This window comes from Polynucleobacter bastaniensis, from assembly GCF_018882205.1.
GTDB classification, from domain to species: domain Bacteria; phylum Pseudomonadota; class Gammaproteobacteria; order Burkholderiales; family Burkholderiaceae; genus Polynucleobacter; species Polynucleobacter bastaniensis.
On sequence record NZ_JACVOU010000001.1, the window covers coordinates 477,148 to 494,551 of the forward strand.

The following is a 17,404-nucleotide window of genomic DNA, read 5'->3' on the forward strand; positions in this document are numbered from 1 at the left end:
ACATGCGCGTAAATCACCTTCGACGTACCATGCTTGGGCTTTTAGCCTTGGCTCCAGTCAGTGGTTTGATTGCCTGCGGCTATCGTTTGCGTGGCATGGTCGATTTGCCCTTCAAAGTCATTGCGATTACTGGTAGCCCATCACCACCTCTCAGAACGGATCTTCAGACAGCGATTTTGACGGGCACAGATGCTAAGGTAGCGATTAATCCTAAAGATGCAGATCTAATCCTGGATATTATTAGCGATCTAAATGGTCGTGAGATCTTGGCTTACAACTCCAATGGTCAAGTCTCCGCCTATCGCTTAAATATTCGCGTTGGATTTAGAGCGTATGACAACACTGGGGCAGACATTGTGCCTGAGACTGAAATCTATATGACTCGTGATATGGATTTTTCGGTGTCCACCGTTTTGGCGACCGATGTCCAAATACAGCAGTTCCTGACTTTAATGCAGCGAGATCTTGCAGTACAAATTTTGCGTCGTGTTTCTGCATCTGCTCGAGCACCACAGGCTCGAAGATTTTAAAGAATGACGATCAAATCGCATGGTTAAGAGCGATGCCCTACAGCTTCATTTGAAGTCGCTCAATTCTGCAGCTTCATTAAATCCTTTGTATATTTTTAGTGGTGATGAGCCTCTGTTGATGATGGAGGCGATGGATCAGTTGCGTGCCACTGCTAAAAAAATGGGTTACACCGATCGCGAAGTTTTATTACAAGAGCGCGGGTTTGATTGGAGTGCTCTGTTAAGTGCTGGTCAGACCATGTCTTTATTTGGAGATAAGCGCTGGGTTGAATTACGTATACCTACAGGTAAGCCAGGACGTGATGGTGCTGATGCACTCAAGCAGTTCTCCGCCCAAATCGAGTCTCAGTTGGTAGGCTCTGAAGGCCCAGATACGATTTTTTGCATCATCTTGCCGAAATTGGATGGCAAGACCAAAACCTCGGCTTGGTTTACTGCTTTAGATGAGGCAGGTATGGCGATTCAATTGGATTCTCTGGATCGCACGCAATTGCCGCAATGGATTGCGGGCCGCTTAAAGAAACAGGGCCAAGAAGTGCAGTCTGGTCCAGACGGCCAACGCGCCTTAGCCTTTATTGCAGAGCAGGTGGAGGGAAACCTCATTGCTGCCCATCAAGAGATTCAGAAGTTGGGTTTGTTGCATCCCGCTGGCGTTCTTACTGAGGAACAAATTCGTTCTGCAATTTTGAAGGTAGCACGCTATAACGTCTTTGAATTGACTGAAGCAATGCTAGCTGGTGATCTGCCTCGCCTCAATCGCATGTTAGATGGCCTTAAAGGTGAGGGTGAGCCCCTAGTCTTGATTCTGTGGAGCGTAACGGAAGAGCTTCGGATACTATCGAAATTGAAGGCCGCAAGTGATACTGGAGAATCTGTACAGAACTTAATGCGTGCTAACCGCATCTGGGGCAACAAAGAGCGTTTATATCCTATGGCTCTAAAACGGGTGCAGCCTTTGAGGTTGCGCAGGGCAATGCAGGTGGCTGCAGGTTTAGATCGTCAAGCTAAGGGATTACATGCGGCGGAATTACCAGCGGATCCTTGGGATGGCTTGCGTTTGGTAGGCAATTTATTGCGCTAGATGAATCTGGGGTGAAGAAGCAGGCTTGGATAAAAGAAGATTAATTAGACATAGCAAAGATATGAGTAATTCAGAAAATACCATTCAGAACATGATGCAGGATATTGGCCGACGAGCTCGTCAGACATCACGCGCAATGGCGCGGGCATCAAGCGAGCAGAAAAATCAGGCGCTATTGCATATTGCCAAGTTGGTTCGTGAACGCTCTGAAGAAATTGTCCGAGTCAATGCGCTTGATGTTGCTCGCGCCAAAAATAATGGTCAGGATGCAGCATTTATTGACCGCCTCACCATGACGCTAAAGACCATTGAGTCTATGGCCTTAGGTTTGGAGCAAATTGTTTCCTTAGAAGATCCGATTGGAAAAATTACCCCATTGCAAAAGCAGGCTTCTGGTATTGAGCTCGGTCAGATGCGTGTGCCACTTGGTGTAATTGGCATCATTTATGAATCTCGTCCAAATGTGACGATTGATGCTGCTGCGCTGTGCCTGAAGTCTGGCAATGCAGTGATTTTGCGTGGTGGCTCAGAGGCGATTGATTCAAATACCTTGTTGGCGCAATTGATTCAAGAAGGTTTAGATGCTGCCAATTTACCCATGGATGCAGTGCAGGTTGTGAGCACTACAGATCGCGCTGCTGTTGGCGAAATGATCACCATGACCCAATATATTGATGTGATCGTTCCACGCGGTGGCAAGAGCTTGATTGCCCGTTTGATGGCAGAAGCGCGCGTACCTATGATCAAGCATTTGGATGGTATCTGTCACACCTATATTGATGCCGATGCTGATGTCGCAATGGCAATCAAGGTTTGCGATAACGCCAAGACTCAGCGCTATGCGCCATGTAATGTAATGGAAACGCTCTTAGTAAATAAAGCGATTGCACCACAAGTGTTGCCAGCCCTTTGCAAAATCTATCAAGAGAAGGGTGTGGAGTTACGTGTTGATGATCAAACTCGAAATACTCTTGAGGCAGCGGGTTTTAAAGGCTTAGTCAATGCCACTGAAGAAGATTGGCAAACAGAATATTTGGCACCGATTTTGTCAATTAAGACGGTTGCGGATATGGACGAGGCGATGAGCCATATCGAGGAATATGGCAGTAAACATACCGATGCCATCATTACCAATAATCAAGCACAAGCAAATCGTTTCTTGCGTGAAGTCGATAGTGCCAGCGTGATGGTCAATGCTAGCACCCGTTTTGCAGATGGCTTTGAGTATGGTCTTGGCGCAGAGATTGGCATCTCGAATGACAAGTTACATGCTCGTGGACCTGTTGGCTTGGATGGTCTAACTTCTCTTAAATATATCGTCATGGGTCATGGCGAAATTCGCACTTAAATACGTACTTAATCTAGTCTCATAACAGAACGGAAATAATTTACCATGGGCAATGCATATTTATGGACCAAGACTTTTCATATTGTCTTGATTGCATCTTGGTTCGCAGGCTTGTTTTATCTCCCGCGTATCTTTGTGAACTTGGCTGATGAAAAAAATCCCGAGGTCTATGCACGCCTTCTTGGTATGGCTAATCGTTTATTTCGATTTATGACCATATTGGCGGTACCTGCTGTATTGCTAGGCCTTGCTTTGTGGCTGCATTTCAGAATTGGTGCTGGTGAGATATGGATGCATGCCAAGTTGTTCTTTGTACTTTTAGTGATCGGCTATCACCATGCTTGTTGGGGCTTACTCAAAAAGTTCCGCAATGGTGTTAATACCCATTCAGGAGTTTGGTATCGTTGGTTTAATGAAGCGCCGGTCCTTCTTCTATTGATCGTGACAGCTTTGGTAGTCATTAAGCCTTAATTTGTTATTTCACCCCTTTTAGATTGCTAGCATCATGAGATTTTTTGTTGTTTGTCCAGGTGGACTAGAAGTGCCTCTTGCACAAGAGCTAGCAAGTATTGCGCAGCGCCCTGACTGCAAAGCCTTAGGCGCTTGGGTGATTGATCCTACGCCTACAAGTCCTACGGGCGGAATAGGTTTGGCGGCACCAATATCGGCTGCTATGGCATTGAACCTGCATTCACGGATTGCGAGCCGCGTATTACTCCAAATGGCGGAATCGCCATACCGCCAGGAAGAAGATTTGTATAAGTTGGCTAGTGGTTTAGCTTGGGAAGAATGGTTTTCTTCTAAGCAAACCCTGCGTGTTGATGTCACGGCGCATCGCTCCCCATTGAAGAGCTTGAATTTCGCGACCTTGAAGATTAAGGATGCGATTGTTGATCGCCTCCGTGATGTGACTGGTGATCGTCCAAGTATCGATACTGCGTTTCCGGATGTACGAGTACAAGCTCATTTAACAGCAACTCATGCCACGATTTATTTGGACACTTCAGGTGAGGCCTTATTTAAACGCGGCTGGCGTGATGAAAAAGGTGATGCACCTTTAAAAGAAAATCTTGCAGCGGGTATCTTGTCGATTACTGGCTGGAAGCCTTCACAAACTTTATTTGATCCGATGTGCGGTAGTGGTACTTTTTTGGTTGAGGCTGCACAAATGGCTTTGGCTATTCCGCCGGGAGCTATTCGGGCGGGGATGTATGGTGATGACGCTAAGCCGAGTCGCTTGGCCTATCGCCCATTAGTAACCTCCGCTCATGGGTTTGGTTTTCAGAGACTCAAACCATTTAATGAGGCTGCTGAACAAAAGCGCTGGGTCTCTCTAAAAGACGCTGTGCATGCTGAGATGATGGAAAAGCGTAAACAGTTCCCAGACTCAGAGTCTTTGGGTATTAGTGGCGGTGATATTAATGAGCGCTTGGTAGCCATGTTTAAAGGTAATTGGCAGCGGGCTCAGTTGCCGGGCTTACCAGTAACGCGTCAAATTGATGCTTTAGTAAGTAGGCCGCCAGCACATGCTCAAAATGGTGTGATGCTATTGAACCCGCCTTATGGTGAGCGCTTAGTGATTAAGGGTGGACGGGGTCAAGATCGCGCTGCGGGTGGCGATATGGAGCAGGACTCCTATGAGCAAGCTGAAGAGCCAGAAGATCGCTATGCCTTTAATTTAGAAACAGGTCGTCAGAGTGCTAAACGCTCTAGCCGTGAGTCTCTCAAAAAGTTACAAGCTCAGGAAGAACAGGATCCTAAGTTCGTTGAGTTCTTAAGGCAGTTTGGCCAGCATCTCAAGGATGCTTTTGGTGGCTGGAATATCTTTGTATTGACAGCAGATATGGCCTTGCCAGGGCAGTTGCGTATCAAGGAGTCTAAGCGCACCCCTTTGTTTAATGGCCCCTTAGAATGCAGATTATTTAAGTTTGAGATGCATCAAAAGCGTGACGCTGCATCCGATTTAAAATAACAAGATCAATAAGGAAGACGGTAATGGAATTTAAAACATATATGTGCTTAATTTGTGGCTGGGTCTACGACGAAGCTGCTGGTTTACCTGAAGAGGGTATTGCGCCAGGCACGCTTTGGAAAGATGTACCCATGAACTGGACCTGTCCTGAGTGTGGTGCACGCAAAGAAGACTTTGAAATGATGGCGATCTAATAGATCAATTTAATTAGACAATATTTAAATTCATTAGCTAAATCGGGAAAAGTATCTTGGGAAAAAATGACATCTTATTTGAGCGCGCACAAAAAACAATTCCTGGGGGTGTGAATTCTCCAGTACGTGCCTTTCGTCAGGTAGGCGGTACACCGCGTTTTGTTGCTAAAGCTAAAGGTCCTTATTTCTGGGATGCTGAAGGTACGCGTTATATTGATTTGATTATGTCTTGGGGCCCTATGATTGCGGGCCATGCGAATCCAGAAGTGGTTGAAGCAGTCAAGCGGGCTGCAGAAACGAGCTTTAGCTACGGCGCTCCTACCGAAGGTGAAATTGAATTGGCCGAACGCATCTGCCAACTAGTTCCCAGTATTGAGCAGGTACGAATGGTATCAAGTGGCACCGAGGCGACGATGAGTGCACTGCGTCTTGCACGTGGCTATACGGGGCGCGATCTTATTATTAAATTTGAGGGTTGCTATCACGGCCATGCTGATAGTTTGTTAGTTAAAGCAGGTTCTGGCCTCCTGACTTTTGCAGACTCCACTCAAAACGCACCCTCATCTGGCGGTGTGCCACACGATTTGGTGAAGCACACCTTAGTATTGCCATATAACGATGCGGCAGCACTGAAAGAAGTGTTTCAGAGGCAGGGTAATCAGGTTGCCGCGGTGATTATTGAGCCGTTTGCTGGCAATATGAATCTCATTAAGCCCTCAGCAGAATTTCTATCGACACTGCGCCAGTTGACGAGTCAGCATGGCAGTGTATTAATTTACGACGAAGTCATGACGGGCTTTAGGGTTGCTTTGGGTGGCGCACAATCTTTGCAGGGCATTACTCCCGACCTGACTTGTCTTGGTAAGGTCATGGGCGGCGGTATGCCGATGGCTGCTTTTGGCGGTAAAAAAGAAATTATGTCCAAGTTAGCGCCGCTGGGTAATGTTTACCAAGCGGGCACCTTGTCTGGTAATCCAGTTGCAGTAGCTGCGGGATTAAAGACACTAGAGATTATTTCAAGAGAAGGTTTCTTCGACTGCCTGACTGGGCAAACTGAAAAGCTTATGGCTGGGTTTAAGCTTGCGGCAGATGAAGCGGGCGTACCTTTTGCAGTAGACAGTGTTGGCGGGATGTTCGGCTTTTACTTTGCGAGTGAAGTCCCAACTTCTTTTGAGGCGGTGACTAAAACCGATATCGAAGCGTTTAAGAAATTCTTCCACTTGATGCTGGATCAAGGGGTGTATTTAGCCCCATCTGCGTATGAAGCTGGATTTACCTCCATTACTCACGACAATGCAGTTTTAGAAGAGATCATCACCGCAGCGAAAACTGCATTTAAGAAGTTGTAAGAAGAATTACATTCTGAGTGGATGGTCATAACCAGCCGCTTGGATGATTTCTAGCTTCTTGCTAGGCTTACCGGATTCTGGAATCTCCATGGCAGTGAGCTTTCCACCCCAGACGCAGCCTGTATCGAGGCCAATCACATTCCCATGCTGGAGCAGCCCTAGAGTTGACCAGTGTCCAAAATAAATCAGGGAGTCTTGTGTTTTTCTTTTGGGTGTTTTGAACCAAGGGATATAGCCTTTGGGACCATCCTCAAAACCTTCCTTGCTTTCAAACTCCATGATGCCAGTGGGAGTGCAAAAACGAATTCGGGTTAACGCGTTGGTGATGACGCGTAAACGCTCATAGCCCTTTAGGGAATTACTCCACCTATTTGGGGTATTGCCATACATATTCGCTAAGAAATCTTTATAGGATTTTTTGCGAAGCGCTTTTTCTACTTCTTGCGCGCATTCAATCGTTTGTTGAAGATCCCACTGGGGCAGCACCCCAGCATGAACAGTGAGTACTTTTCCGTTACTCAGAGCCATTGGTCTATGACGTAACCAATGCATTAACTCGGCTCTATCAGGTGCATCTAGAATGGGTTGTACGGTATCTAGCCCCTTAGTTTTGCGGATACCAGCGTCTACCGCAAGCAAATGGAGATCATGATTCCCGAGAATGCACTCAATGCGTTTCTCTTCTTGTAATTTCTTGAGGTAGCGCAAGGTACCCAAGGAGTCTGGACCGCGATTTACAAGGTCGCCCAAAAAAATGATCTTGGACACGGCGGGGAGTTTTTTGACGAGCGCCTTTAAAGAGGGAGCACACCCCTGAATATCACCTACTGCATAGATCTTGCTCATACCCTATCTTAAAGCGGAACGTGCTAAAGCCCGCAATTAAGTTGCAGAATCCTCAGCGGTCACTTTTTTAACTACGCTGTAGCGCACCAAGGTCTTTTTACGTGCTTCATCATGATTAACAACTGGCAGGGGGTAGTCGCGCCCCAAAAGAATGCCAGCTGCTTCTAGTTCGATATGACCAGATTCCCAAGGCGCATGTATCGATTTTTTGGAGAGCTTGTCTAGTTGAGGTAAGTAGCGACGGATAAATTTGCCCTCGGGGTCAAACTTTTGAGATTGGGTAATGGGATTGAAGATGCGGAAGTAGGGCTGCGCATCGCATCCTGAAGAAGAAGCCCACTGCCATCCACCATTGTTAGAAGATAGTTCGAAGTCATTGAGGTGTTTTGCAAAATACATTTCACCCCAGCGCCAATCAATTCCTAAATCTTTAGTCAGAAAACTGGCAACCACCATCCGTAATCGGTTGTGCATGTAGCCACTTTGATTCAGTTGGCACATAGCGGCATCCACTAATGGGTAGCCTGTTTTGCCATCACACCAAGCTTTAAATAATTTCTTGGCAGTAGCACCACTTTCCCATTCGATATTGTCATAGTCAGATTTGAAAGCGGCACCTTTAGCAAGGCGTGGGTGATTGGCCAGAATCATGAAATAAAAATCACGCCAAATCAGTTCACTTAACCAGATTGTTGCACCCATACTGCCAGCAAGCATGCGGCGGTGTGCTTCGCGCACCAAGCCTCTAATCGAGAGCATGCCAAAGCGAAGGTGGGCGGATAGGTAGCTCACACCTTTGATTGCTGGGAAGTCTCGACCGATTTGGTATTGATCAATGCGGTGAAGGAAGTCTTCTAAGAAGCTTTGGCCACCCTCAGGTCCCGGAGGTAAGTAAGCCTCAATACCTGTCGGGCTAAAGCCCATAGATTCTAGAGATGGGAGGGGTGCCTCTAATGATTTGGGGGTAGCAACTAACTGACCTTTTTTAGGATCGCAGTCATAAGCGGCAATATCTTTTTCTTGTAGCGTCTTTAGCCAGTTATTTTTATAGGGCGTAAAGATAGAGAACACCGTATTAGAGTTAGTCAGAATCTCTTTTTTCTCAAAAATCACTTGATCTTTGAAAGTCTCTAATTCAATGCCCAGTTTCTCCAGTGATTCTGCTACAGATGTATCTCGGGCAATTGCCGAAGGCTCATAGTCATGATTGGTGTAAACGGTGTTGACACCCAGAGTTTCAGCAATCTTCGGAATGCACGTAGTGGATTTGCCAAACTGAACAATTAGTCCGCCACCTTGCTTGCGTAATTGCTCGTCGATTTGCTGCAGACCTTGCCAAATAAAGTCTACGCGGCGATCATGTTTGAGGCCACTTGCATCCAGATCTTCGGATTTCAGTGGATCCAAAATATCAGTATCGAAGATAAACGCTAGCCAAACTTGGTCATTATTTTTTAGGGCGTGATGAAGCGCGGCATTGTCATATAGGCGTAAATCACGGCGTAGCCAAACGAGAGCTTTTTTCATAGCCCCTATATTAGGGCTAATTAGACCGACCCGCTTGGCTTGCGAGTAATATTCTGCTTATTAAACAGACTGATAGCTAATGGATACATTATTTTTCGTTTTTTCAAAACTAGTGCAGTTTTGCATTGAGCCTCTCAACTGGCTCATTGGTTTTGTTGCGCTCAGCTTGTTATTTCTGAGTCTTAGAAAACCCCATCTTTGCAAGCGATTCTTGCTTTTCGCTTTGGCAGACTTATTACTGGTTGGATGGCTCCCCACATCCGAGGTCTTTTTAAGAACTCTTGAAGATAGCGTCCCAAAGGTTCAGCTTGCGCAGATGTCGGAAGCAGATTTTGGTGGGATCATTATTTTGGGCGGTGCAATTGAGGGTGGTGAAATCGCGCTGGATCGGGGTGAGGTGTCTATTCATTCCTCAGCCGAGCGTGTGACCAAAGCCTTTGAGTTGATTCGTAAGTATCCTGATCTACCCTTTATTTTTAGTGGCTTCTCTGGGCGTCTAGTGCCTATTGGGATGTCCGAGGCGGATGCCTTTAAGCAATTGGTTTTTGAGCAGGGTTTGCCGGATAAAAAGGCTCATTATGAAAATCAGTCCCGCAACACCTATGAAAATGTCGTTTTGATGAAGCCCATGATCCTGGAGTTGGGTGCGAAGAGTGCCAAAGAGGCTGATATATCCCCTAAACCTTGGCTGCTGATTACTTCGGCATCGCATATGTACCGATCAGTAAAGATTTTCCAAAAACAGGGGATTGCGGTAATTCCCGTTCCAGTAGATTACCAAACGGGAAATCGATTGCATTGGGGTTCCTTTGATCTGATGGGAGGTGCTAAACAGTGGAATAACCTCCTACATGAGATGGTGGGTCTTCTGGCCTACTCGATTACCGGAAAGATCTAGCCGAGGCAGAGAGTTCGGTAAAATAAACTCACATGAACATGGCTAAAAAAGCCCCTGTGGGTCAAGCTGCAAGACCCACCCAGACTTCCCAAGCTTCTGCTGCTGGGTCCTCAATTGCTCATTCTGCTGATCATCTAGCAAACCAATTCCTGATTGCTATGCCCGGGATGGTCGATCCTAATTTTGCGGGTTCAGTCATCTATCTTTTTGAGCATACTGAACGGGGCGCAATGGGCTTGGTGATCAATCGTCCGACCGAGCTTGATATGGGTGCCTTATTTGAAAAAATCGAGGTCAAACTGGAGGCTGAGCCAGTATTTGAGCAACCAGTCTATTTTGGTGGTCCAGTGCAAATCGAGCGTGGTTTTGTCTTGCACGAGCCCACTACAGAGGTGGCTTACAGCTCTTCCTTGGCCGTTCCAGGCGGTTTGACCATGACAACATCCAAGGATGTGCTTGAGGCCGTGGCAACAGGTTCTGGGCCCAGTAAATTCTTAATGACCTTGGGTTATGCGGGCTGGAGTGCAGGACAGCTTGAAGAGGAGATTACCCTCAATGGCTGGATCAATGTCCCCTTGTCCCAGCAGCAAATGATTGAGATTATTTTTGATACCCCTTCTGGTCAGCGCTATGAGCGGACCATGGGCCTCCTGGGATTTGACCCCTCTCATTTATCAGGCGAGGCAGGGCATGCCTGAGGGCATTAAGAAGGGTGTAGAGCTGACAGTCATGGCTTTTGACTTCGGGACTCGACGCATTGGAGTTGCTGTTGGTAATGCTCTGACCAAAGCTGGCCAGCCCTTAAAGGTTGTTGAGGAGCCATCTGAGGATGTGCGATTTAGGGTCATTGAGACCCTCATCAAAGAATGGCAACCAAATCAGTTGGTGGTGGGGTTGCCGTGCCACCCTGACGGTACCGAGCATGAAATGAGTGCCAAGGCTCGCCGCTTTGGCAATCAGCTGCATGGACGCTTTCAGTTGCCGGTGGAGTGGGTGGATGAGCGCTATACCTCTGCTGTTTTAGAAGGTGACCCCGATATGCGAGACAATTTGGATGCCGAGTCTGCAGCCTTGATTTTGGAGCAGTATTTTCTTGAGAAGAATTGGATTAGTTGAGATGAATGCAGAGCAGTCCTATCTGAAGTTATTGGATACTTTGAATCAGCGCAAAAAAGCTGGCGATGTGTTTGAGTTGGCTGGTCTTGCAATGGGCGGTGCTTGGATAGCAGAGCGCTTAGCTGCAGATTTAAAACTACCTCAATTTGGCGTAATTAATGTGGCTTTTCATCGAGATGACTATGCTGAGAAGGGTATGACAGCACTTCGAACCGCTAGCACCATGTCTACCCATCTTCCTTTTGAGGTGAATGGTGCAAACGTGATTTTGATTGATGACGTTTTGCTCACTGGCCGTACGGTTCGCGCAGCACTGAATGAGTTATTTGATTTTGGTAGACCAGCGCAAGTCGAGTTAATGGTCTTAGCTGATCGTGAGAATCGTGAGTTGCCCATCTCAGCCGATTTTGTGGGAGAGCGGGTGAGCATTCCAGAGAGCCAAATATTAGTTTTAGAAAAAGATGGCGCTGGCAAGTTCAGCTTCCAATTAGAGGAGCGCGCAGCATGAGCGGAATTAATGATTTAGTAAACGCCCCAGTAAATCAATTTAATGCCGCTGGTGAGTTAACTCACTTGCTAACTTTAGAAGGTTTGCCAAAAGAGCAAATCCTGCACATCCTTGATACCGCACAACAGTTTGTGAGTGTGATGGATCCTGCGAGAGAAGTGAAAAAAGTACCACTCCTTCGTGGCAAGAGCGTATTCAATCTGTTCTTTGAAAACTCTACCCGCACTCGAACTACCTTTGAAATTGCCGCTAAACGTTTATCGGCGGATGTCATTAATTTAGATATCTCCACATCTTCAACTGCCAAAGGCGAAAGTCTCTTAGATACCATTGATAACTTAGTGGCAATGCAGGCGGATATTTTTGTAGTACGCCATGGTATTTCGAGGGCTCCTATTCAAATTGCACAACATGTGCCTGCGCATGTGCACGTAGTGAATGCTGGTGATGGTAGTCATCAGCATCCGACTCAAGGCTTGCTAGATATGTATACGATGCGCCACTTCAAAAAAGATTTTAGTATTTTGAAGGTTGCCATCGTAGGTGATATTGTTCATAGCAGAGTTGCAAAATCGAATATTTGCGCTTTGAGGACTTTGGGTTGCACGGACATTCGTGCGATTGGTCCTGAGAGTCTTTTGCCAAGCGATTTAGATATGCTGGGAGTAAAGGTTTTCCACAGCATGGAAGATGGTTTAAAAGGTGTTGATGTTGTTATGACATTGCGTATTCAGAAAGAGCGCATGAAAGCAGGCCAGGTTCCAGAGGGTGATGCTTTCTTTAAAGAGTATGGTTTAACTCCTACACGCCTAGCCTTAGCCAAACCTGATGCTATCGTGATGCATCCAGGCCCAATGAATCGCGGCGTAGAAATTGATTCTGTTGTGGCCGATGGCCCTCAGTCAGTCATCCTCAATCAAGTCACTTTTGGTATTGCGGTGCGGATGGCGGTGATGTCTATCGTTGCTGGCAACTAGTCGCCATTACGAACAATTGAGCCAATGCAAAAAAAGAACTGGTTAATCCTGTCGCATGGTTTCAATATGGATGGTCGCGCATCAAGCCTCACCATCACTGACAAGATCCCTTACCTATTAGATGCCGGTATCAAACCGCATGTTTTTAGCGCCATTACCGGTTTTAAAGATGCCCGCTTCCCACATCGGCAATTTCTAGCTTGGGGTCCAGCAGCTTTTCGTTTTGATTTTCGGCATTGGATTGCAAATCAATATGGGCGCGGACTTTTTTATAAGCTTACTACCGGCTTAGTCTCACTAGTGCTTGCCCCGTTTATTGCGCTGGAGAAATTCTTTCTTGGTTACTCTAGTCAATGGTCTTGGGCAATGCCAGCCTATGCACATAGCTTGAAGTTAATCAGGGATGGTAAGGTCGATTTAATCTATTCAACTGGTGGCGCTTGGTCAGCGCACTTAGCAGGTTTATGGCTCAAGAAAAAAACTGGACTACCTTGGATTGTGGAAATTCATGATCCATTGGTCATTCGTAGCGGCCCTAATGATCCAGGATTTGATAAGCCCAAAAACCGCGATGCACAATTTCGTCAATATCTAGAAAAGCAGATTTGCCAATATGCAGATTTAGTTTGGTGGTTTACGGACGGCGCTTTGCATTACGCAAAGATACGTAATCCAAGTCTCAATACACCAAATAACACCCATGGTTTTATGGTTCTTCCTGGCGCTAAGCCACCAGGGGGATTGAGTAAGTCGAAGATGCATCTGTATTCAGACCATCTGAATCTATGCCACTTTGGATCTCTGGCTAATGATCGCTCTCTCTCAATCATCCTGAACGCACTTGTCCCATTATTTCAGAAATTTCCTGAAGCTAGGCAGCAGATTCGGGTTCACGCTTATGGTGCGCCTTTGGATCCACTAACAACTGAGTCAATTAAAAAACTACAGTTCGAAGATGTATTACTGGCCCATGGTCGATTAGAGAAAGACTCGGTAACTGGTAAATCTGGCAGAGAGCGTGTAGTAGAAAAGATGCAATCTGCAGATGTTCTGATTCTTCTTCATGGTAATGATGAGTGGTGTGCTGAGTACATTCCTTCTAAGCTCTACGACTATCTTTGGACTGGACGTCCGATTTGGGGCATCACACATCGCAATCCTCAACTCGATCAGATGTTGCTAGAGCGGTCGGCTTACTTATGTTCTCAGAGCGATACCAAGGCTGTTGAACTTGCTGTGGAAAGAATTTGGTTAGATTGGAGAAGTAGGAGGCTAGTTGAACCTCAGTGGTTGCCGGTGGGTGTCGATCAGGCTGCGTATAGAATACTTTCAGAAGTTCAAGAAAAAACTGAAAGAAGCGCTTGAAAGATTTAGTTCTCTACTGCAAGTCATATCGCCGAGATTTTCTCCGCTTAAAGCGTTTGCTGGCCTCAGTCAGTCGAAATAACTTCGATCAGATACCGTTTTATATCTCTACTCCGGAGGATCAATATCAGGATTTAGTTTCTGTACTAGGGGGGACTAAAGGTTTTTATTGGGTATCTGACGAGTCGATTATTGCTTCAAACCCTCGCATTTCTGCCGGCATTGAAAAAACAAGATCTGGAGGTCTCAGTCAGCAGGCTATTAAGTCGGAGTTTTGGCGCCTTGGCCTAGCTGAAAATTATGTCTGTTTGGATTCTGACTGTATCTTTATCAAAGATTTCAAAAAAACAGACTTTGTAAGTTCGGATGGATATCCCTATACCGTTATCTATCAGAATAAAGAGTTTTATCAGCTATCCATTAATCGTAAGCAGGATAGAGTTGAGTCTAATCTTCGCCAAGAGGGTGATCGGGTCAAAGCATTATTTTCTAGAGTTGGCCCAAACTACTATTGCCCGTGCCCACCATTTATCTGGTCCGCCAAGGTTTGGGAATCGTTGGATCTGCAATATTTGCAGCCCAAGGGCCTTACTTTCTGGGATATCTCAAGTGAAGATCATCCTGAAACATTGCTTTACCTTGAGGCTTTATTGAATTATCGTGCGATACCTTTGCATCCCATTGAGCAGTTATTTAGAATTTATTACTACGATTGGCAATACTATCTTTTGCGCAGAATGGGTGAAACAGAAGATAAGCTAAAGGCTAATTATTTAGGTGTGATCTATCAATCCAATTGGGACTTCGGGATGGATTTTGGTATCAGCTCAAAATCCATCGCCTCCCGCGCTCTTCGTTGCATAAAGCGTTTTGGGCGTTACTTACAAAGCTATTTCTAATTAAATGAATCAACTTCGACTGCAAGTCCAAATTTTAGTGATTTCACTGAAAAAATCTCTTGATCGCAGGAAGCAGGTAGAGCAAGAGATGCAAAAAATTTCTTTGCATTGGGCTTTCTTGAGTGCTATCGATGGCTCGGCTCTGGATGTTCCGCCGGCTGAATATAAACCAAATAAAGTAAAAATATTACAAGGATATGCCTTAACTCCTAATGAAATTGGATGCTATTTATCCCATAAGGAGGGTTGGAAGCGTTGTGTAGAAAAGAATGTACCCACTTTAATATTGGAGGATGACTTTGTTTTATCTTCTGATTTTGAGGCGACCTTAAGCGTCCTGCTAAATGAAGTTACTGAATGGAGCTTTGTTAGGTTGCAAGGTTTGTACGAAGTCCCCTTTAAGAAGGTGCTTGAGCAATCAGGATGCACTTTAGTTAAGAATCAGGGGGATGCAGTGGGGGCAACAGCTTATCTTTTAAAGCCACAAGTTGCAGCGCAGTTATTACAGCACTCTGTCGATATTTACGAACCCGTAGATCATTTTTTGGAACATTACCAAAAGCATGGCATCGAATTTCTTGCTATTCGACCCTATCCTGTTGACATTACTCGGGCCAAATCTACGATTGCAGATCGATCAGAGCGGATGCCCATTAAAGGATTGCAAAAGTACATTAGGTCTATTGCTCGTGCGTTAGATAGAGCATTTGGCAAACAGCCTTGGTTTCCAAAGTAGACCCTCGGAGATTAAGAGTAAAGCTTCTTTTGTAAGTTACATAGTTTGCGCTCAAGGCGATACTTCTGAATCATTATTTTATCTATAGGTGAGAGCGATATTTGCGAGAGCTTTCCCCCGTAGATAAAAACATTATTAAATTGATTCATGATTTCATCGGGTGAAAATTTTTGGGAATAGGCATCCCAATTTTTTTGATATTGAAATTGTTGATTGAAGTTTAGAAAAATTTCTGCCAACTCTTTTTTTCCTTTATATAAAATCGCCTTATCCCCAAGAATTTCAATGTGACTACGTTGTGGTGACATCGCATAAGTAATAACTGGCTTTCCTTTAATTGAGAATTCACCACATGCAAGCCCAAAACTTTCGCCAATCCCTCTTGCATGAATCATGCCATCACATGTATTAATGAATTTCACTTTGAAAAAAAGATCTGAATTTCCTGGTAAAAATATCAAACGCTCATGCTTTGCAAACGGCTCAATATTCATGAATAAAAAATAGAGGTCTGAGCGATTTTCCAGTGCCTTAACTACCTCTTGCTTTGCAAAATTAAGATTAAAACTGTCTTCTCCCCCATAGCAACCTAATACAGTTGCATTCATTGGAATGCCAATTTCGCCCCGTAAATTACCTTCATAATCTGGTAACTTAATCATATGAGATACGGATGGGATTTTATTATTCGAATATTCTTTGGAAAGCCATTCAGAGACAAAAGCATATTTATCCCCATGAAATTGTTCTGGCTTTGTGGGGAAAACCGCATGTATTAGGGTTGGTGAGCTTTCGCAAATAGCGTCATCACGTTCGCCAGATTTTATAAAGTAAGTGAGGTCAATTTTTTCTTGTTCAATTAATTGGTTTAGCTGTTTCTGTCCCTCATACGGGAGTAATTTAAAGTGTTTAGAAAACTTTTCGAAAACAGATTGATTAATTGGATAATTTTTTCGAAAAAAAATCACTGACTCGTGGCAGAGTAGCGTTTGATTATGTAACGCATAGTCATATAAGGCAATTTCAGTTCCTCGAAGCGAAAGGCTGTTGGTGTGGAAGCCGATTTTCATGAGAACCTCTTCTTAAGTGCGGGCATCTTCAAGGACGCGTTTTACAAAATCTCTAAATGGCAAAATACTGGGGGCCTGCAGTAAGAGAGCTTGTGATGCATATTGAGCAAGCGTATGTGGGGAGTTAATGATATCTTTTAATGGAGAGAAATTGCACCAAGACATTGGAGCGAGATTTATAAATGCATTCGGATTAAAGTCCACCTTTACATTTTCATCGGCCCATGTAATTGGCAAGCACTTTGCAAAGAATGCTTCGGGAATTTTCTCCGTGTAATAGCCTGGGTACATGGCATTTTCTGGGCAAAGATTAAATGCAAAGTCCTGTAACAAGACTTCTTTAACAATGCCACTAAGATGATGACTTTTAATGTCCTTATTAAAATATGGCCCAAAGCCGCTTACTGGTAAAACACTATTTACAGCCTTAAAGAGTGTATTGCGAGGCTCCCGCATGTGCGAACTCAAAAATGCTGCGCCCCTCCTCCTTTGCAAGAAGGTATTTCCCAGTGGCTGCATAAGGCGCTCAATCGTTAATAGTGAGCCATATCGTGGATTTTGGTTTCCATGTATTCCCTCATGAGACCAATCAATCATTTCCATCCAGTAAGGCAGTCGAAAGTGCTTATTGGACTGAATATTGAGATCAAATGAAGCCGAGTAATCTGGTTGGTGGACATCGTGCCGGATATTTTCAGCACTTTGAAATAGTTTTAATGGGGTATTTTTCCTGCCACCCATTGCCCTAGTTAGTATCTGATTTAAAGGTTTTACGGCTGGGCGCAGTGGTTTTGGGCACCAACTTAGCTTTTTGGGGTTGGGGTCGGCAAATGGGCCGACAATTAGAAGATCGCTCTCTTTTGGGGTCACCCAATTAACCTGGTAGCCTAGGCTTTGGGCGATAATTGGAAGCAAGCTTTGGTGGTAGTCAATTGGGCTACCAATGGTTGCTATACGTATATTTTTCATTTCCCTATACTAATTTATT

The 17,404-nt window shown here is 45.0% G+C and carries 19 protein-coding genes; 15 read left to right on the top strand and 4 right to left on the bottom strand.

Going from position 1 to position 17,404, the window contains the following annotated elements:
• Positions 1-2: 2 nt before the first annotated feature.
• The 7 genes from ICN22_RS02565 (at position 3) to hemL (ending at position 6,474) form a co-directional block, all read left to right on the top strand.
• Positions 3-530, top strand: a complete 528-nt coding sequence (locus ICN22_RS02565) for an LPS-assembly lipoprotein LptE (protein ID WP_216168696.1) — start codon at positions 3-5, stop codon at positions 528-530.
• A 19-nt stretch (positions 531-549) separates the two neighbouring features.
• On the top strand, positions 550-1,611 hold the full coding sequence (holA, locus tag ICN22_RS02570) for a DNA polymerase III subunit delta (protein WP_216168697.1): 1,062 nt from the start codon (positions 550-552) through the stop codon (positions 1,609-1,611).
• 61 nt (positions 1,612-1,672) lie between these two features.
• Positions 1,673-2,959, top strand: coding sequence for a glutamate-5-semialdehyde dehydrogenase (locus tag ICN22_RS02575; RefSeq protein WP_216168698.1), 1,287 nt, complete (start codon positions 1,673-1,675; stop codon positions 2,957-2,959).
• A 45-nt stretch (positions 2,960-3,004) separates the two neighbouring features.
• A complete protein-coding gene (locus tag ICN22_RS02580; protein WP_216168699.1) occupies positions 3,005-3,430 on the top strand; it encodes a CopD family protein in 426 nt (141 codons plus the stop codon).
• A 34-nt stretch (positions 3,431-3,464) separates the two neighbouring features.
• A complete protein-coding gene (locus ICN22_RS02585; protein ID WP_216168700.1) occupies positions 3,465-4,931 on the top strand; it encodes a THUMP domain-containing class I SAM-dependent RNA methyltransferase in 1,467 nt (488 codons plus the stop codon).
• A 23-nt stretch (positions 4,932-4,954) separates the two neighbouring features.
• The gene (locus ICN22_RS02590; RefSeq protein WP_011902084.1) at positions 4,955-5,125 is read left to right on the top strand and encodes a rubredoxin; all 171 of its coding nucleotides are present in this window, start codon (positions 4,955-4,957) and stop codon (positions 5,123-5,125) included.
• 56 nt (positions 5,126-5,181) lie between these two features.
• On the top strand, positions 5,182-6,474 hold the full coding sequence (hemL, locus tag ICN22_RS02595) for a glutamate-1-semialdehyde 2,1-aminomutase (RefSeq protein ID WP_216168701.1): 1,293 nt from the start codon (positions 5,182-5,184) through the stop codon (positions 6,472-6,474).
• Positions 6,475-6,480: 6 nt separating this feature from the next.
• On the opposite strand, the gene ICN22_RS02600 is transcribed toward hemL, so the two are convergent.
• Both ICN22_RS02600 and ICN22_RS02605 read right to left on the bottom strand, forming a co-directional pair.
• The gene (locus tag ICN22_RS02600) at positions 6,481-7,320 is read right to left on the bottom strand and encodes a symmetrical bis(5'-nucleosyl)-tetraphosphatase (RefSeq protein WP_216168702.1); all 840 of its coding nucleotides are present in this window, start codon (positions 7,318-7,320) and stop codon (positions 6,481-6,483) included.
• Positions 7,321-7,356: 36 nt separating this feature from the next.
• A complete protein-coding gene (locus ICN22_RS02605) occupies positions 7,357-8,847 on the bottom strand; it encodes a cryptochrome/photolyase family protein (protein ID WP_216168703.1) in 1,491 nt (496 codons plus the stop codon).
• A 79-nt stretch (positions 8,848-8,926) separates the two neighbouring features.
• Here ICN22_RS02605 and ICN22_RS02610 point away from each other — a divergent pair, with 79 nt between their 5' ends.
• From ICN22_RS02610 to ICN22_RS02645, 8 genes are all read left to right on the top strand, one after another.
• Positions 8,927-9,745 carry a YdcF family protein gene (locus ICN22_RS02610; protein ID WP_216168704.1) on the top strand — a complete coding sequence of 273 codons (819 nt, stop codon included), beginning with the start codon at positions 8,927-8,929 and terminating at the stop codon, positions 9,743-9,745.
• Positions 9,746-9,858: 113 nt separating this feature from the next.
• The gene (locus tag ICN22_RS02615; protein WP_216168839.1) at positions 9,859-10,443 is read left to right on the top strand and encodes a YqgE/AlgH family protein; all 585 of its coding nucleotides are present in this window, start codon (positions 9,859-9,861) and stop codon (positions 10,441-10,443) included.
• Positions 10,436-10,861, top strand: a complete 426-nt coding sequence (gene ruvX, locus ICN22_RS02620) for a Holliday junction resolvase RuvX (RefSeq protein WP_216168705.1) — start codon at positions 10,436-10,438, stop codon at positions 10,859-10,861. Before ICN22_RS02615 ends, ruvX begins: the two co-directional genes overlap by 8 nt.
• A 1-nt stretch (position 10,862) precedes the next feature.
• The gene (gene pyrR, locus ICN22_RS02625; protein WP_216168840.1) at positions 10,863-11,369 is read left to right on the top strand and encodes a bifunctional pyr operon transcriptional regulator/uracil phosphoribosyltransferase PyrR; all 507 of its coding nucleotides are present in this window, start codon (positions 10,863-10,865) and stop codon (positions 11,367-11,369) included.
• Entirely contained in the window at positions 11,366-12,346 is a 981-nt protein-coding gene (locus ICN22_RS02630) for an aspartate carbamoyltransferase catalytic subunit (RefSeq protein WP_216168706.1), read from the top strand. Before pyrR ends, ICN22_RS02630 begins: the two co-directional genes overlap by 4 nt.
• A gap of 24 nt (positions 12,347-12,370) precedes the next feature.
• A complete protein-coding gene (locus ICN22_RS02635) occupies positions 12,371-13,711 on the top strand; it encodes a glycosyltransferase (RefSeq protein ID WP_216168707.1) in 1,341 nt (446 codons plus the stop codon).
• A complete protein-coding gene (locus ICN22_RS02640; RefSeq protein ID WP_216168708.1) occupies positions 13,708-14,610 on the top strand; it encodes a DUF6492 family protein in 903 nt (300 codons plus the stop codon). Before ICN22_RS02635 ends, ICN22_RS02640 begins: the two co-directional genes overlap by 4 nt.
• A 4-nt stretch (positions 14,611-14,614) precedes the next feature.
• Complete coding sequence (locus ICN22_RS02645) at positions 14,615-15,346, top strand: glycosyltransferase family 25 protein (protein WP_216168709.1); 732 nt, start codon at positions 14,615-14,617, stop codon at positions 15,344-15,346.
• Positions 15,347-15,357: 11 nt separating this feature from the next.
• Here the strand turns inward: ICN22_RS02645 and ICN22_RS02650 are convergent, their stop codons facing one another.
• Positions 15,358-16,416: a hypothetical protein gene (locus ICN22_RS02650; protein WP_216168710.1), complete on the bottom strand. Its 1,059-nt coding sequence runs from the start codon at positions 16,414-16,416 to the stop codon at positions 15,358-15,360.
• A gap of 12 nt (positions 16,417-16,428) precedes the next feature.
• A complete protein-coding gene (locus ICN22_RS02655) occupies positions 16,429-17,385 on the bottom strand; it encodes a glycosyltransferase family 10 domain-containing protein (protein WP_216168711.1) in 957 nt (318 codons plus the stop codon).
• Between the last annotated feature and the right edge of the window lie 19 nt (positions 17,386-17,404).

What these genes read in the sequence shown, in the direction of transcription:
- ICN22_RS02565 (WP_216168696.1), top strand. Translation starts at nt 3, where the DNA reads ATGCGCGTAAATCACCTTCGACGTACCATGCTTGGGCTTTTAGCCTTG.
- holA (WP_216168697.1), top strand. Translation starts at nt 550, where the DNA reads ATGGTTAAGAGCGATGCCCTACAGCTTCATTTGAAGTCGCTCAATTCT.
- ICN22_RS02575 (WP_216168698.1), top strand. Translation starts at nt 1,673, where the DNA reads ATGAGTAATTCAGAAAATACCATTCAGAACATGATGCAGGATATTGGC.
- ICN22_RS02580 (WP_216168699.1), top strand. Translation starts at nt 3,005, where the DNA reads ATGGGCAATGCATATTTATGGACCAAGACTTTTCATATTGTCTTGATT.
- ICN22_RS02585 (WP_216168700.1), top strand. Translation starts at nt 3,465, where the DNA reads ATGAGATTTTTTGTTGTTTGTCCAGGTGGACTAGAAGTGCCTCTTGCA.
- ICN22_RS02590 (WP_011902084.1), top strand. Translation starts at nt 4,955, where the DNA reads ATGGAATTTAAAACATATATGTGCTTAATTTGTGGCTGGGTCTACGAC.
- ICN22_RS02600 (WP_216168702.1), bottom strand. Translation starts at nt 7,320, where the DNA reads ATGAGCAAGATCTATGCAGTAGGTGATATTCAGGGGTGTGCTCCCTCT.
- ICN22_RS02605 (WP_216168703.1), bottom strand. Translation starts at nt 8,847, where the DNA reads ATGAAAAAAGCTCTCGTTTGGCTACGCCGTGATTTACGCCTATATGAC.
- ICN22_RS02610 (WP_216168704.1), top strand. Translation starts at nt 8,927, where the DNA reads ATGGATACATTATTTTTCGTTTTTTCAAAACTAGTGCAGTTTTGCATT.
- ruvX (WP_216168705.1), top strand. Translation starts at nt 10,436, where the DNA reads ATGCCTGAGGGCATTAAGAAGGGTGTAGAGCTGACAGTCATGGCTTTT.
- pyrR (WP_216168840.1), top strand. Translation starts at nt 10,863, where the DNA reads ATGAATGCAGAGCAGTCCTATCTGAAGTTATTGGATACTTTGAATCAG.
- ICN22_RS02630 (WP_216168706.1), top strand. Translation starts at nt 11,366, where the DNA reads ATGAGCGGAATTAATGATTTAGTAAACGCCCCAGTAAATCAATTTAAT.
- ICN22_RS02635 (WP_216168707.1), top strand. Translation starts at nt 12,371, where the DNA reads ATGCAAAAAAAGAACTGGTTAATCCTGTCGCATGGTTTCAATATGGAT.
- ICN22_RS02645 (WP_216168709.1), top strand. Translation starts at nt 14,615, where the DNA reads ATGAATCAACTTCGACTGCAAGTCCAAATTTTAGTGATTTCACTGAAA.
- ICN22_RS02650 (WP_216168710.1), bottom strand. Translation starts at nt 16,416, where the DNA reads ATGAAAATCGGCTTCCACACCAACAGCCTTTCGCTTCGAGGAACTGAA.
- ICN22_RS02655 (WP_216168711.1), bottom strand. Translation starts at nt 17,385, where the DNA reads ATGAAAAATATACGTATAGCAACCATTGGTAGCCCAATTGACTACCAC.